The organism is Acinetobacter sp. ANC 4805 (assembly GCF_022549495.1).
Taxonomy (GTDB): Bacteria; Pseudomonadota; Gammaproteobacteria; order Pseudomonadales; family Moraxellaceae; genus Acinetobacter.
Genome location: NZ_JAKZGD010000003.1, coordinates 347,761 through 364,225, shown reverse-complemented (window position 1 = coordinate 364,225; position 16,465 = coordinate 347,761). Strand labels below are relative to the sequence as shown.

General features: G+C 37.1%; 11 protein-coding genes. 2 read left to right on the top strand and 9 right to left on the bottom strand.

What is annotated here, in order from left to right:
- Positions 1–95: 95 nt before the first annotated feature.
- Together MMP60_RS06205 and umuD are read right to left on the bottom strand one after the other, a co-directional pair.
- A complete protein-coding gene (locus MMP60_RS06205; protein WP_018678926.1) occupies positions 96–638 on the bottom strand; it encodes a YbhB/YbcL family Raf kinase inhibitor-like protein in 543 nt (180 codons plus the stop codon).
- Positions 639–1,096: 458 nt separating this feature from the next.
- Positions 1,097–1,708 (bottom strand): translesion error-prone DNA polymerase V autoproteolytic subunit, encoded by a 612-nt coding sequence (umuD, locus tag MMP60_RS06200; protein WP_018678927.1) that lies wholly within the window; start codon positions 1,706–1,708, stop codon positions 1,097–1,099.
- 290 nt (positions 1,709–1,998) lie between these two features.
- Here umuD and MMP60_RS06195 point away from each other — a divergent pair, with 290 nt between their 5' ends.
- Positions 1,999–2,226 carry a hypothetical protein gene (locus tag MMP60_RS06195; RefSeq protein ID WP_018678928.1) on the top strand — a complete coding sequence of 76 codons (228 nt, stop codon included), beginning with the start codon at positions 1,999–2,001 and terminating at the stop codon, positions 2,224–2,226.
- Positions 2,227–2,299: 73 nt separating this feature from the next.
- Here the strand turns inward: MMP60_RS06195 and MMP60_RS06190 are convergent, their stop codons facing one another.
- From MMP60_RS06190 to MMP60_RS06170, 5 genes are all read right to left on the bottom strand, one after another.
- Positions 2,300–3,172, bottom strand: a complete 873-nt coding sequence (locus MMP60_RS06190; protein ID WP_241335456.1) for a class I SAM-dependent methyltransferase — start codon at positions 3,170–3,172, stop codon at positions 2,300–2,302.
- Positions 3,173–3,266: 94 nt separating this feature from the next.
- Entirely contained in the window at positions 3,267–4,787 is a 1,521-nt protein-coding gene (locus MMP60_RS06185; protein ID WP_241335455.1) for an NAD(P)/FAD-dependent oxidoreductase, read from the bottom strand.
- Positions 4,788–4,881: 94 nt separating this feature from the next.
- On the bottom strand, positions 4,882–5,706 hold the full coding sequence (locus MMP60_RS06180) for an SDR family NAD(P)-dependent oxidoreductase (RefSeq protein ID WP_241335454.1): 825 nt from the start codon (positions 5,704–5,706) through the stop codon (positions 4,882–4,884).
- A gap of 38 nt (positions 5,707–5,744) precedes the next feature.
- A complete protein-coding gene (locus MMP60_RS06175; RefSeq protein ID WP_241335453.1) occupies positions 5,745–6,719 on the bottom strand; it encodes a metal-dependent hydrolase in 975 nt (324 codons plus the stop codon).
- Positions 6,720–7,022: 303 nt separating this feature from the next.
- A complete protein-coding gene (locus MMP60_RS06170; protein WP_241335452.1) occupies positions 7,023–7,982 on the bottom strand; it encodes a metal-dependent hydrolase in 960 nt (319 codons plus the stop codon).
- A 491-nt stretch (positions 7,983–8,473) separates the two neighbouring features.
- On the opposite strand from MMP60_RS06170, the gene MMP60_RS06165 reads away from it, so the two are divergent.
- Positions 8,474–9,091, top strand: a complete 618-nt coding sequence (locus MMP60_RS06165) for a TetR/AcrR family transcriptional regulator (RefSeq protein ID WP_241335451.1) — start codon at positions 8,474–8,476, stop codon at positions 9,089–9,091.
- A 52-nt stretch (positions 9,092–9,143) separates the two neighbouring features.
- Here MMP60_RS06165 and MMP60_RS06160 read toward each other — a convergent pair whose 3' ends face one another.
- Positions 9,144–10,295: an OmpA family protein gene (locus MMP60_RS06160; protein ID WP_241335450.1), complete on the bottom strand. Its 1,152-nt coding sequence runs from the start codon at positions 10,293–10,295 to the stop codon at positions 9,144–9,146.
- Between the two features lie 32 nt (positions 10,296–10,327).
- Positions 10,328–16,372: an SdrD B-like domain-containing protein gene (locus MMP60_RS06155; RefSeq protein ID WP_277603688.1), complete on the bottom strand. Its 6,045-nt coding sequence runs from the start codon at positions 16,370–16,372 to the stop codon at positions 10,328–10,330.
- Positions 16,373–16,465: the final 93 nt, after the last annotated feature.

Below are 16,465 nucleotides of genomic sequence, written 5' to 3'. Positions count from 1 at the left end.
GTTATTTTCCTTCGTTTAAGAAACATGTATTGCGAATAAGATTCAACAGCCTCCTGAGCTACATGTTCAATAGCTCAAGAAGCTATTGAGATGCTTTATCGTTTATATAGAGCTTCTATCGTACTTGATGCCAACGAATGGGCTTTGACCATATAACCTGTTAACGCCCCAGATGCATCAGCAGGTAATTCCAGTTTCTTTGAAAGTGCATACACTGTGAATTGGTAGCGATGGGCGCCATGACCTTGAGGTGGACACGCTCCCCCAAATCCTTTTTGACCATAATCATTGGTCACATCAATCACATCTTTATAATCAAGCTTGCCATTACCAGATGGAATTGAAGTTACTTCAGCAGGGATATTCACCACTTGCCAGTGCCACCAACCACTACCTGTCGGAGCATCTGGATCATAAGCCATGATTGCATACGCTTGTGTCCCTGCTGGGGCACCACTCCATGACAACTGTGGCGATTTATTTTCGCCTGAACAGCCAAAACCTTGGAATTCGAACGTATTTTTCATGAATGCGCCATGCGCAATATCGGTACTTTTTAATTTGAATTCGTCAGCATGTGTGAATCCAGCAGTCAAGCCGATCAAAGGCAACATGAGTTTTAAAATAGATTTGTACATTAGGATCTCTGTTTATGGAAAACAGGGTGATCTTAATGTTTTTAATTCACTCGCATTCTCTCTAATGCGCCATGTTTTCGCCTAAATAAATCATATCCTGACTAAATACAGATAATTTACCAATGCTTCTATCAATAAAGGCTAAACAAAGTAGATTTAGGAAGACTGCACACGTTTCGTGGTCACTAGAGCAAAATTCAATAAGGTCGGCAATCACTGGCATAGCTGTATTCTGTCTACTCCGTTACATTTCAACTAATTATTTAGGTTTTTATGTTGTTTAAATAAGGCAATAAAATTCAAGCAGCTTGTTTTATAGCAATACTCTTTCCAAGCATCACGAGATTCTCTCGGATACCAGTTTAAAGAATAAATAAAAAGTACTGCACTTCCGTGAAATTAGACAGTTGCTCTTGTGATAATTTATCTGAACAATGTTTTGACAAAGCACCCTAATTTTATCTCATCGGTTTCAAGTTATAAGTCACCACGCCCCAAATCAATAATTCTTGCCCTTCAGTAATATAAATATTTTGATAATCTGGATTCTCTGCTTTTAACCATACTTTAGGTGGATTGAAATGATGATCAATCATCAGTCGTTTCACTGTAAAATCATTATCAATCAAAGCAATCACAATATCTCCCGACTTTGCTGCAAGACTTCGATCTACAACTAAAGGATCATCAATATCAATACCGACATCTAACATTGAAAGTGAATTTGCTTTGACAATAAATGTGGAATTTTCATTACGAATTAAATATTCATTTAAATCCAAAGCTTGATCAACGTGGCTTTGCGCGGGAGATGCAGCACCTGCTGCTACACGCTCTGTTGCCAATGGAATACGATACACTCGATCATTCTTGGCTTGCACATTGTGAACTTTTAATGATGCTGACAAATCTGAACGTATATCGGTTTTGACATTATTCAGTAACCAATTTTTGATGAAATCAACTTGGGATTCAGGAACACGAATCACTTTGGTTGGCTCACTAAATTGAGCCTTACGTCCAGCATTTACTCGCACACCACCATGTTCAAATTCTATTTTTTTGGACATTATTTCCCCTTACCCAGCATTAAAAGTGTGCAGTTAATTTAACTTGAAAAAGTTACAAATTCAAGTTGACGTCGTATAAATTTTGCATAACAATGAATTCTATAGATCATATTTTAACTTGTTTAATTTAAACATGGATGTAAGCAGGCTAAAATTAATGATTAAAATCAAAAACTTAAATCAAAATCACTTTTCTAAATAGTGTTAAGTTATTGATCTAATTCATTAATATATTTGATCTCTCAGCAGATAGTTTTTATTCAAATATTTTTGATGTGGAGACATGAAAAATGAACAATCAACGTGATGCTATTCTTGGCTATACTGATGAACAACATGCTTACTTTATTCGTCTTATCGAGAACAATACAATCCTAGGTCATAGCTACGGTTTGTTCTGTGAAAGTCCTGATAGCGAAGCTGCAGAAAGTATAATGACGACTCTATTTTTAAAAAAATCTTTCTGGCTCAACGGCAGTGAGTTCCAGAATGTTGTACAAGGTTTACAACCTCTTTAATCAAAATAATCAGCAAAGATCACAATCCTGCTTTAGCGACAACGGGCTAAAACAGTTGGGCATGGATGAGGAGCTAATCCAAACGTAGATGTAACATATGCGTTGCAATGGTATGACGAATCTGATCAGGTCGGGCTTGAAAATAACGTTCAGTTAACCCAATGCCTGATAAATCTTCAGCCACGTTATAACCCAGTTGGTTAACTGACTGATGTAATATTTTTGGTCTAAATTGTCCTTTTAATGGCTCTTTTAAGAATCGGGTAAATTGCGAAACAAAAAGACTGCCAAAACGTTCAATACCTGATAATTCTCGATAATCAATCGAGTAATCCATCACCACTTCACTTTTAGCAGCAGCAATATTGGCAATGCTTTGCAAAGTGTTTAAGGTCGTTTGTGGCTCAAGGTAATGTGTTGTACCTAACCATGAGAAAAATGCTGCTTGATCCTGTTTAAAACCACTTCTTGCCAAAGCATCTGCAATCGACTCTTTCTCGAAATCAATCGCAACGAACTCAACGTTTGCTGGAATTTCACCGAATTGGTTTAGCTTTTTCTGTTTTGCTGCCTGTGTATCAGGATGATCAACTTCAAAGATACGTAAATTGGGATATTGCTGCGCCTGACGTAACGTAAAAGAGTCTAATCCTGCACCCACTAACACATATTGTTGTGTACCTTTCAGAATAGCTTGTTGCAATAAATCCTCTGCATAACGTGATCGACCTACCACTTGACCCGTTAATAAACCAAGTGTTCGATTAAATACAGAGGAATTCATCACTTTTACGGTCAGAGGCGTTGTTAATAACTTTTTCCAACCTTTACTGGTCAACTCAAATGCAAAAGGATCAGAAAACACTGGATTTTTAGCATTTTGAAAGTGATTGGCACGTAATGCTGCCGCAGCTTCTGCGGTTCGACTTGATTGTCCTTCTTTCATATTTCTTGCCTCCATTATTTATATCTTGCAAAAAATAAGCAGCAAATCCCATCCTGAGATAGAATTTACTGCCCTTTTATGACTTATCTAACAATTAGTGAGTTTTCTCAGTTTGATAAGTCACTTGATAATCATTCAGATCCATATGTTTTAAACGTTTTTTCAATGCTTTTAGTGACCACGGCCAAGCCGCAAAGTTACGACCATTGGCATCTAAATAATAGCTCTTACAACCACCTGCATTAAATACCGTAGTTTTAAGATGCTTTTGCACCAAATCATTATGCTTTTTGATCACTTCGGGCTTGATATTTAGCTTACTGATGCTTTTTTCTTTGATCTTCAACAAACCATCCACAATATAATCCAATTGTGCTTCTGCTAGACCAATGAATGAATCATAAACCAATACGTTTGGACCCAAGATCAAGAAAGCATTTGGTACATTTTCAATACTTGTACCTAAATACGCTTCTGGTGAACTACTCTTCCATAAGTCATTCAGGCATTCACCTTTTTCATTTAACACACGCTTGCCAATTGGCGGATGTGAAACTTCAAAGCCTGTCCCCCAAATAATCACATCAACTTCATGACGCTCACCATTCGCTGAAACAACCGTATTCCCCTCTACTTTCACCAATCCATGTGGGATTAATTTGGTATTTGGCTGTTGTAACGCTGGATAATAGTTGTTAGCAAATAATAAACGCTTACAACCAATGGTAAAGTTTGGCGTTACGTTTTTACGTAATTCAGCATCTTCAATTTGGAAACGTAAAATCAGTTTGGCTAACTCACCAACTGGTTTTAATACCGCTGGATTGCGTAAACCAAAGTTAATCGCATTCAGTGATTGTGCAACGGTTTTACGCCATGTTTTTTGGATTAATGGGAATTTTTCAATCAATGCTTTGCTAACATCACCTAAATCTGTATCAGGTTTTGGAACAACCCAAGGCGCTGTACGTTGATATACATATAATTCTTTGGCTAAAGGCTGAATCTGTGGCACAAACTGAATTGCTGATGCACCTGTACCAATGACAGCAATACGTTTGCCCGTTAAATCGTAATCATGATTCCATTTTGCTGAATGGAACATCTCACCTTTAAATGTTTCTATGCCATCGAGCTTTGGAATTTGTGCTTCTGTGATTGGGCCTGTTGCAAAAACCACAGTCCTAGATAAATACTGCCCTTTATTGGTCTCAATCACCCATAAATTACGTTCAGTATCCCAAGCTGCATTTAACAATTCCGTACCAAATTCAATTTTTGAACTCACATTGAATTTTTCGCTAACTTCTTCTAAATAATTCAAAATCTCAGGTTGACGAGCAAATAGATGACTCCATTTCGCACTCGGCGCAAATGAATACGAATATAATGCTGATGGCACATCACAACCACAACCTGGGTAGGTATTTTCACGCCAAGTTCCGCCTACACGTGTCGCTTTTTCGATGATCTTGTAATTGGTATAACCCACTTGGTCAAGACGAATTGCTGTTGCAATACCTGAGATACCTGCCCCCACGATAAAAGTATCGTAGATATGTTGAGGTAATGCTTTTTTGTCAGCAGAATTTAATTTTTTTGCTTGAGCTGTCATTTAAACTATCCTTTCATCTATTGAGCTGAAATAAGCCTGTCCTCATCGGACTTGAGCTTATTCCATCGATCAAAATCTTTTCCACCTAGTGGGATTACTTCATAAATCTGTACGAGTTGCCCAAGAATTTGGCATATAAATTCGGTGCAGTACGTTTCATTAACCAAAATAACTTGGCATCAATTTGTGGAATGGTATAAAGCTGATCTTTATCCAAACGATCTAAAGTTAATTTTGCGACCTTATCACTGGTGGTAAATGCCAAATTAGTCAAGGCATAATCCAAAAGACCTTTATGCGGCACTTTGCCATTTTTAATAATGTTGGTTGGAACAAGTGTTGGGCAAAGCACATTCACTTTGATATCAAACTTTCTGAGTTCAGCAGATAAGGTCTCAGATAAAGCACGCACACCTGCTTTAGTCACATTATATGCAGTCATTTCTGGCGCAGCAGTATAGGATGCTGCCGAAGCTACATTAATAATTGCTCCATGACCTAGTTGCTTAAATTTAGGGACAAAATAATGGCAACCATGCACCACGCCCCACAGATTCACATCCGCAACCCATTTCCAATCCGCTAAAGTCATCTCATCAAACTTGCCACCTAAGCCAACGCCTGCATTGTTAATGACCAATGTGGTTGGATGCTGCATCAGTTGTTCAGCTTGTTCAGCCAATTTTTCAACTTGCTTGGCATTCCCTACATCACATTTTACTGCGAATGCTTTTGCACCTAAGTTTTCAATTAAGCCTACAGTTTCTTTGGCTGCGTCTAAATCAATATCTGAACACACCACAGTCCCACCACGTTTTGCCAGTTCAAGTGCAAAACTACGACCGATCCCACTTCCCGCACCAGTCACTACAGCAAATGCTTTTTGACTTGGTTTTCTTTTTTTACCAAATAATTTCATCTATGTTTCTCAGCAATATCGTGTTTACCTTGACCAAGTTATGCAGATGCTGCACGTACAGGCGGTACAAACTCTTTAAGGAAATATGGGGCTAATAGACCTGTTTCAGGGTTTAACAATCGCTCTTTGTAATATTCCATATAAGCAGTCGTATCATGATCATTTGGGTGAAAGCTTGGGCGTAGATATTCCAAAATGTGCATAAAACTACTACCAAATACGCCACGCTCACTACCGAACAATAACGCCGTACTTTCCACGACATCTTTCATATAACGAGGGTTAATCAAATGACTTGGCTTACGTACAAACGGCATTAGATAACCACCGAGTGATACACCACCCAAAATTGTTAAACTTGCCAACAAGAAACCTGTAATTCTGAGCCAGTAATCACCTGATAATTCAAGGAATACATCATAAGCAATATCCTTATGCTCAGATTCTTCAAGCATGTGCCACATCCACATTGCACGTTGTTTTTCATCTTGTGAGCCAAGTAAATAGTCTTCATGCTGCATCATAAATTCAGCGAGGACTGCCGTGTAATGCTCAATGCCTGCCATTAAAGACAGTTGTAAAGATTGCGGCAGCTTGTAAATACCATAATCAAAAACTTTCCCTGCAATCGCACGAAGTAATTCCACGGGATAACCATTTTCTTTCAAAACCTCATTGTTAAATTGGTTATGAATTTTTGAATGAATCGCTTCCTGTCCAATCAAAGAAGTCAGTCTTTGTTTTAAAATTGGATCATGAATAAAATCACGATGATGACGTGCTGTTTCAATCACCACATCTTCACCAAAAGTTAAGAAAATCGATAGCGCATGAAAATAAGAGGTCGCTAATTCTTTATTTAAGAAAAACTTTTCATCCAATTCTGCTGGATTAAATTTAAAATCAAAATGACGAATAGGAATCGGCGATTTATTCACAAAGTTCTGAATAATTCCCTGATATTTAGTACTGAATTTGTCTGAAAAGACACTTCGAATAACTTGAGCGACCATAACTTGATCCCCATGAAGAGAGTAAAAATAAAATCAAAGCGTTACACATCAATTAAAACCATAACGTTGTCTATAAGATTATTTCTGCAACATTTACGATTTCAATGCTTAAAAAATTTAAGTCCGATGGCATCGCTCTTTTCATCCTAAAAAATCTTTGAACAGATATTTTCTGAAGAAACGTATTTGCATAGTGCACGAGCAAAATAGAGGCAACAAGAACCAAATTGCTCATAAAAACCTGAGCTTTTTTGCCAACTTGATGTATCAACATAACTGCGCACTTATGATCTACAATAGAGACTAAGCAGCTTGAACTTTCGGTGTAAATTGCTTAACAAAGAAAGGATGTAACGCACCACCTTCAGACAATAATTTCTTTTCGTAGTACTCAAAATACGCAGAAGCATCATGATCATTAGGATGGAAATTAGTACGCAGATAATCAAAAATTCGACCTTGTGTACTACCAAAAACACCATCTTTCGGACTAAAAACCAGTTTTACACCACGTTGTGCATCTTTCCAAAATTTTGAAGTCAGCATTTCTTGAGGTTTACGTAGAACAGGTACTAATGTCGCTGCAAATGGAATTAAGCCGAGAATCGTAAAATATGCGAGGAAAAAGCCAGAAATACGCAGTGCATAATTACCATTCAACGTTTGATAAACGTCATAAGCGACATCTTTATGCTCAGATTCCTCTAACATATGCCACATCCAAAGCGCACGTGTTTTAGCATCATCAGAAAAATAGAAATTCTGCTCATGTGCCATCATGTATTCTGCCAATACAGCCGTAAAATGCTCGATACCAGCCATGAGTGAAAGTTTTAAAGGTTGTGGAAATCTTAAAAAAATATGATCGAAAAATTGCTCACCTAAGAAGCGATAAAGTCTTACTGGATAATCCAATTCAACAATTGCATCATTAAACTCATTATGAAGTTTTGAGTGAATCGCTTCCTGACCAATCAATGAGGTCACACGCTGTCTTAAAATAGGATCTTTTAATAAATCACGATGATGACGTGCTGTTTCAATAACTAAATCTTCACCATAAGTCAAAAATACAGAAAGCGTCGCAAAGAAAATGGTCGCGAATTGATTGTTCATATAAAATGATAAATCGACTTGCTTGCCTTCAAAACCAATTGCGAGATGTCGAATCGGAATACTTTTTTTACTTGCAAAATCAATTTGCTCAGTTATCGGGTTAGATTTAAATAAACTTAAACCTTTCTTTAATGTGTTGCTAATCATGGCTACACCTACCTACTTCACTTGAGCGTCATTTGCCCTTTACATTTTTTGAATCAAGTTCATCTCTTTTCGTATCACTACATATTTTTTGAGTTACGAAAAAACATTCGGGAGATTTTAGTGAACCTGATGTCCTACTGGAAACAATGTAAACCGATCTTATGTTCGGATTCAATTCGGGTAAAACAACTCTGTTACATGAGGTAAAGCAACGTATATAAATGTCTCTTTCTATTTAAAATCATCAATAGTTAGAATCGCCACATATCTTATTAACTACATAAATATCAATAATATAAATTATTTTATAAAATTTAGAACTTTAGTAAAAAGAATGCTCTCTTTGCTTCAATCAATATTTTTATTACAGATAACAACCCGATATTTAAAAGTATGTAATCTTATTTGTTCGGATTATACCTATGAGCCTTTTACTTCATACAACAGCATGCTAGTCTGACGTTATGTTCGGATTTAGATAATAATACTTTATGGCTACTCGTAAACCACGCCAGACTCGATCAAAAGTCACCGTAGACACCATTATTGAAGCGGGTTTTATTGCTGTTGCAAGCAATGGTACCAGTGGGACAACGACACGCCATATTGCTGATATTGCAGGCGTGAGTGTCGGCTCTTTATATGAATATTTTAAAAACAAAGAAGAAATCTACGATGCAATGGCAAAATCATTTGTCAAAGAAGTGCTTGATATGGTTAAAGAACTCACACCGATCATCGTTGAAATGGAGTTAGAGCCTTTATTTGAAATGATTTTCTATACCTTTCGTGACTTGCTGACGAGAGACAATGATCGTTATCTGATCTGCCTCCGATACGCGACTGAACTCAAATATGAACGCTATATCGGACAAATCGAAATGGCATTAATGGAAGTACTGATGAAATATATGATGCGCCATCCAAGATATTTAAAAATAAATAATCTGAGCGTAACTGCATATATCAGCATTAATAGCAGTATTTTTAATGTAGCGCGACATCTCATTTTGCCTAACCCACAAATCAGTTTTGATGAAATGGTGAAAGGGTTAAGCAGTATGATTATTAGCTACATTGAAGCAGAATTAACCAAAGCAGAAAGCTAAAAAGAGCCTTATGGCTCTTTTTTAAAATCGCTTCACCTTTTTTGATTAAGCGCTATTTTTCTATCTGTAGATCTTGGCGTTGCTTGAAGGTCATGACTTCTTTTCCTTCAGTGTCAACATATACCAATTCTACTCTGCGGCTTAAAGCATGACCAAACTTCCGATTTTCATCATCAATGGTTTGCTTTTTCCCTTTTGCTTCAACTGCAACTCGATCTAGATGAATGCCTTGTTGCTGAAGATATGCAAGTACACTCTTTGCTCGTCTCATCGAAAGTTTCAAATTATATTGTTCACTTGCACGAGCATCAGTAAAGCCATATAAAGTCAATGTATAAGTTGGGTTCTCTTTTAAGAACGCCACAACTTGATTTAATACGTCAATTGATTCTTTAGACAAATTCGATTGATCCAAAGCAAAATGAACGACATTGGGTACATTGGATTGAATAATCGGTAATGGTTGAGGAACAACTTTTTGTTGAGGTGACCAAATCGGCCACTGTCCCTTCACAGCATGACATCCTTTATCATCACCATTCAACTCTTGCAAAGATGGATAAGTGACTTTAGGTAATTCTTGGACTATTCTAGACTTACAAGCAAATGCTTTTTGATTCGCCTGATCTATAAGACTTTGAGCAGATAAAAATAACTCTCTCGAATGTCGCCATCCAAGTTCACAGTGTTCAGCAGCAGCCCAAACCAACATGACCTCAGCTTGAGCAATCTCAGCTTGAGCACATGAGAAACCCTCATGTTGCTTCAATAACTCCGCATTTGCCCAAAGATCTCTACGCATTACACTTGATTCAGAAAGTATTGGCGTCGTTAGGCTCAATTTTTCAATTTGCCCTTGTTCTAAACCCTCAATAAGCTTTCTTGCTTGTTCGAGTGCTTCTACTCGAGCAGAACCCAAACTTTTCTCACTGCCCTCATGTGCTGCATAACTCAACCATGCTGAAGCTTTTACAGCTTGATAATATGTAATATTTTCTGATGGCTTTAGGTACGGTAAAAGGCGCGTTTGTAAAGCTGCGACCTGTTGATCTTTTGGATTAAATGGCTTCTGTTGATCTACATCTTGAACCAATAAACGGGTTGGTTCTCCAACCACAACTTGCTCAGATACAGGCTCAGCAAATGTAAAACTACTCATCATAAGCAGACAAGCAGATGCTCCAATATAAAAAGGAGAACTCATTCTATATACATCATTTTGAAGATATTTCATATTTATGGTTCTCTTGAAGCATTCACTGTAGCATTATTATTAGCGAATAGATTCTCATCAAACTTGAATCTAAAACGAACATAAGCACCCTGAATTGTAGTATCACTATCTGCTAAATCATCATCTTTATAGCCTGAGAAATTATAACCACCAGACAACCATAAGTTTGCTGCAACAAGATATCCAACCTCACCACCAACAAGAACTCGACGTCCTGAACTCATATCAGACCATAATACGCCAGTATGAACACCCGCATCCCATCGTTCATTGATGTCATACATTGCTCTTGCGCTGAACATATGGGTCATACCACTAGACTCTAAACCAGAGAACGTAGCATCTACATTTTTCACAGCATATTGACCAGAAAACGTAAGATCTCGTGTTGGGTGATAATTTAAATGATTCGAGAAAATATAAACATGTTTAAGATAAGGGTTACTTAAATCTGTTTTATTATCATCATAACGATATTCAACTTTAGCCAAAGCATCGAAACGATTGTGTTCAGTATCGCGATAAGCAAGACCCAACTGGAAGCGATCTACTAAACGATCACCACTATTCTGATTTTTGCTATCTGTAAGACTCACGACATTTTTTGCTAATAATGTCACATCATCTGAATATTTATAAGCAATGCCTAAATTATTTAGAATCGTATCAGATTGATCTGACCAACGTGCCTCAATACGAGCAACCGCTTTCCAGTTCGGATTCTTTAAATATTCCAAACCTAAAGATGCGGCTGTACTATCAGAACTTCGATTATTATTATCCGATAAAGATTTGGTTTGTTCGAAACTCGTATTGGCATAAAAACCTTTTTCAAGCTCCCAACGATTACGCAAACCAATTGCAGCTTCCGCCTCTCTTGCACTTATGCCATCACGAATACGATATTCACTGAATGCAGTGCCATTATTGTTGTACTTACTATCAAGACCAAATACAGTCACATTTCGGCGTTGATTGCTATTCAAATCATAAAGACCACTAATACTCGAAACCAACTCATGGCGACCATAAGCACGAAGTTTTGAATTAATTTGATAATTCGCACCTAATGCAAAAATACGACGATCTGCTTCAGAAATATCTTGTTCATATTCAGCAAATACATTCGAACCTTGCCAAGGAAGTTGGCTTGTTAATTTAGATCGAACAGTCACACCATGATACGGGGTCACTTGTGTGGTATTCAGTGTTGCTGGATTTGATGATTCATCATAATATTTCAAACCGAGCTCTACAGCCAAAATGCGATTTATTGCACGCTCAATGCTTGCCGATACGCCTTGGTTAACACCACTTAATTGATCTTCGGTACGAATTGCTTCTAATTTAGCCAAACCAATTTTGTTTAATTGAATACGCCCTTTAATTCCGCTTTCTTTACGACCTGCTGTAATTGGTGCAGCTGTATTATAGAAACCCGTATCTGCTTGGTTATGATAAACTCTCATTTCCAAGTCTTTGTACGAATAATTTAATTCAACTCGTGCAGCATCACCTGATAATTTACCAGTTGGATCTGGTTGTACATTAATTTGTGTTAATGAACTCAGACCATCATTAATATTCTCAGATCGTGCAAATTCAGCAACTAATTTACCTTTGTCATTGGCAAATTTAACCACTGTATTCACACTTGCTAACTGATCTTTAGTCAGTGGGTTGTTGCTCTTAACATAAGAAGCACCCACTTTGACTTGATCTGTAACTTTTACAGAACCAGATACACCACCCACTGTGTATTCTTCGCCACCTTGATCAGATTCAACTGTAATGCGTAAATATACTGGGTTTAAATCAGCATCAACACTTGAAACTGGATCTTTCAGATAAATACTGTTGCTGAAAGTATCTACTTCATAATCAGTAAAACGAGTTAATGTTGTCTGTGCAATAATTAAACCTGGATTATTACGATCACGGGTAATAACTTCTACTTTTTCACTATTATCTCGAACATCTTGTGCATTAACGCCACCTAAGCTATATGGGCCAGAAATCCCCATAGCACGTTGTTCATTCACAACCTGTTGCGTATTGGTTTGTGCAGCAAATGCGGTTACTTTATATTTATCAATTTCTACAGTGCTGCGAACACCCGTTAATGAACGGTTATATTGCCCTAAAGAGATACCTTCATCATTTTCAGTACGCGTTACATAGTCGCCATACATTGCATATGAACGTCCTTTATCAACACGGACATATAATTTGCTAGTTGATTGAGCATCAAAACCTTTTGCTGCCGAATCACCATAAACGGGATAATACTCATCAGGACGAATATCACGGAATAATCGTTGTTTTTTGTCTTTATCTGAATCATAAGCAAGTGTCAGGAGGTATTCACCTTTAACTTTACCTTTCAGAAATAATGCAGCTCGACCTGTTACATTACGTTTGCCATCATTTGAAGCAGAAATTTCATTTAATTCTTCTTCAAAACCATCATTTGAATGAATTCCACTCAGTTCTTTAGGATCAAACTTTTTGAAGTTAAATGAACCCTCAACCATACCAACCGCAATAATTGGTCGTAAATCAGGTAAGAAACGAATCGGCGTACTCGAATGGAAAATACCACTTTCAACCGATAGCGTTCCTTCTCCAGCTTCAATTGGTGCTTGAATTGGAACCGTTAATGTCCCACCCTCAACAAATACTTGAATACCTGGTTGTTTTGGATCTAAATCCACTAAATCAATTTTACCAATTGAACTATCTAAAGTAATTGGTGTACGGCTAGAGACCAGCGTACCATGTCGATCAACAATTTTTAAATTAACATTAAAACGATCACGACCATTTGCTTGTGGAATTGTTTTACTTGGCTCGAGTTGTAGTTTATCCAACTGATCTGGTGCAATTACATCAATACGTTTGATATCACGTGTGTTACCCATCATATCAACTTGGCGAACTTCAATTGTGTTATGACCTGCATTTAAGTCAACACCAATAAAGTCTAAACCTGAAACTTGCATATTTGGTAATACAGCACGTTTACCAATACGCTTTTCAGGAACTTGTGTTCCATTTACCCAAAGCTCAAGTTGAGTACCAGCAACACCTTTAATCTGAACAGAGGTTTGGGGATACGCTAATACCTGACCATCTTTCAGATTCAAAATTTCTAATTGATTATTAGAGGCTGTTTCTAAAGCAGTTTCTAGATTAATCATTTTAGCTGCATTCACTAACTCAGCCTGTGCTTCGTCAGGTAAAACCAAATTTGAAGAGGTTGGTAAAGCAACTGAAGGTTTTGCACCTGATTTTTCTGGTTCAAATTGAACTTCTTTAAGCTCTTTAATCTGCTCTTTAGAAAAATCAAGATTACAGTTCGCTTGTACACCTAGTACTGAAATACAACCACTCGCAGGCTGCCCACGCACATCTGTGACTTTAGAAAAAATTGGATCAACTGTTAAATCAGAACGCAGTACTTGTTCTAAATTAGTATTATTTTGTTCAATATGCTTTTTCCGCTCTAATACACGTTCAATTAGAGATTGTGAACATTGTCCTATACCTTCCGTAATTGCAAAATCAGCACGATGTAATTCACCGCGTTTTAAATCAACAAAACGACTATTTGGATCACCTGCTTGGCGATTACTAATTAATACTAATTCTGAACCAATTGGTAGACTTGTACGATCTACTTTTAAGACATGGGTTTTTGCACTAATGCCATAGAAGTCATATTTCCCTTCACTATCGGTAATAACATAACTACCATCTTCTAGATAAATACGTACCCCAGGAACACCAATCTCACCAGTATCTTGCACACCATTACGATTACAATCTGTAAAGATTTTACCCACAATAAAACCATCAGAGATCATTGCGCCTGGCGTAACTTCAACTTTTGCAGCAGCCTCATTCGACTCTGTACCCTTCGCATCTTTAGCACGAACACGGTTAATACCATCGCCATTCAGTGCATTTGGTCCAATATAAACTCGATATTGAACTTTAACTTCTTTATTCGGATTAAGTGTGCCTAGTCCAAGCTTTAAATAAGGTCCTTTACCACCCTGTGGATCTTCAACTTTAGTTCCATCAACACGCATTGAGCCTTGCACATAAACGAAGCCTCTCGGTAGCGTATCCGTAATTAGAACATTGGTTGAGTCTGCAGTGCCACGATTTGCAACAGTGACCGTATATTCTTCAAATTCACCAATTTCAGCAGTTTTAGTGGACGCAACCTTTTTAACAAATAAAGATGAACTGATAGCTGGGGTTTCAGGGTCAATCGGAATATCAATATTGAGCGCAGGATCACCATTATTTAAAGTAAACTGACCTGCATATGACCAACTTAAATCAACTGCTTTATCTGCTGGAAAACTCGGATATACAGATTTATCGCTTATAAATGTATAGCGCATATTACCAGGAATCGTTTTGGTATCGACTACTAGGCTATATGTACCAGCTTTCACAAGTGGATAAATAAATTCACCAGCGCTATTTGTTACTTGCGCTGCTGGTAAGGAAATCAAATCTCCTGATTGGGCGTCTATTTGAAATGCAATATCATTGCCAATCGGTTGACCATTTTGGTCTAAAAGAGTAACCGTAGCTCCTGCAACTGGTAATCCTGTTTTCGCATCAAATACAATCCCATATGGATCTATTAATACATCTGTATTAATATCCGCAATTGTTTCCGTAGATTGGCCTTGTGCATCTAAACAATCAGTTAAACTAACTTCAACTTTGTCACGCTTAAGTGTTTGTAATACCGAATCAAACGGAATACCTTTGTCTGAAAGCGTTGTTGGTAACGTATAATGAAATACACCTGTATTTGGCCCAGTCTCAATACCAATAACTTCTTCTAAATCTTTTGTTTTCGTTGATTTAATTCGAATTTTAACACGATCTGAAATATAACGATCGGCATTACAACTTGCATTTTTAGCTTCAATATTCAGTGGTTTATTTACACTACCCGTTGCTAAAATAGTTTTAAAATCACTGGTATTATTCGTAATATCAGAAGAACCACTGACTAAAGTAGATGCAATGTTTGATAACACATCTTTTTGAGTATCAGTAACAGCATACGAGACTTTATAAGTATTTTTTACTGTGGTTTTTGCAATATTGCGGTTCATACTAACAACAAGATCAACTTGTTCTGACGTATTTGCCTCAATCTGAGGAAAACCAACCACTAATTGATTTATTTGAGTTACATCATTAGGCGCAATTGTCGTATAACGATCATTTGAAAGCTTATAGAGAATCTTAGCTTGAGCATTCTTTGCTAAAGCAGATTTAAAAATTGTATTTGCAGGTAAATCATCAACCAATAAAACCATTTTCTGTGATTGACCATCAATGATGACATCAATTGGTCTCGCAGGTTTCTTACCTTGATTGCTAATATTTAATGTGTAATTTAGATCATAATTTGCTGTCGCAGAAGGTTCGAATGTTTTTTGTAATACATCCTTGGTCGCAACCAATTTAGCACCATAACTAATCGCACTATCTATCGTGGTTGCAGTAGCACTATTATCTTCAAGAACTGTTGCTTTGATTGGCAAATTAAATTGTTGTCCTTCAGTTAAATTTGCACTTGTTGTTGCAACAACCCACAAATTAACACTCTGGCCAATTTGTAAAGGTACAGATGTCGTTACTTGCTGATCATTCGTATCAAATTGACCATCTTTGTTGGTATCGATATAGATTTTAATATTACTTAATTCATTAATTGTTTCAGCTTTTAGCTGAACATTTACTGGTGCATTACTATTATTCGATAATGTATTTGCCCATATGACTCTTACACTCGACTCAACATCAAGTACAGGAGGTGTTGTCAAAGTAATCGCATATAATGCCGAAACACTTACTTCAACAGTATTTGAAACTGATTGTTGCTCTTTACCATTTGCAGCAATAAAAGTGGCATAAGCAGTATTTTGGATGATACTACCAACTTCAGGAACATTCGCGGCATGACCATACTGCGCCGACAATATAGCTATTGTCAACGTTGAGAACATGAAAGTCATGTTTTGACATACTCGAATTTGCTTCTGTCGTAGCACAGTGCTCTACCTTTCAACTAAATAGTCTAAATAAATTTTTTTAAAATT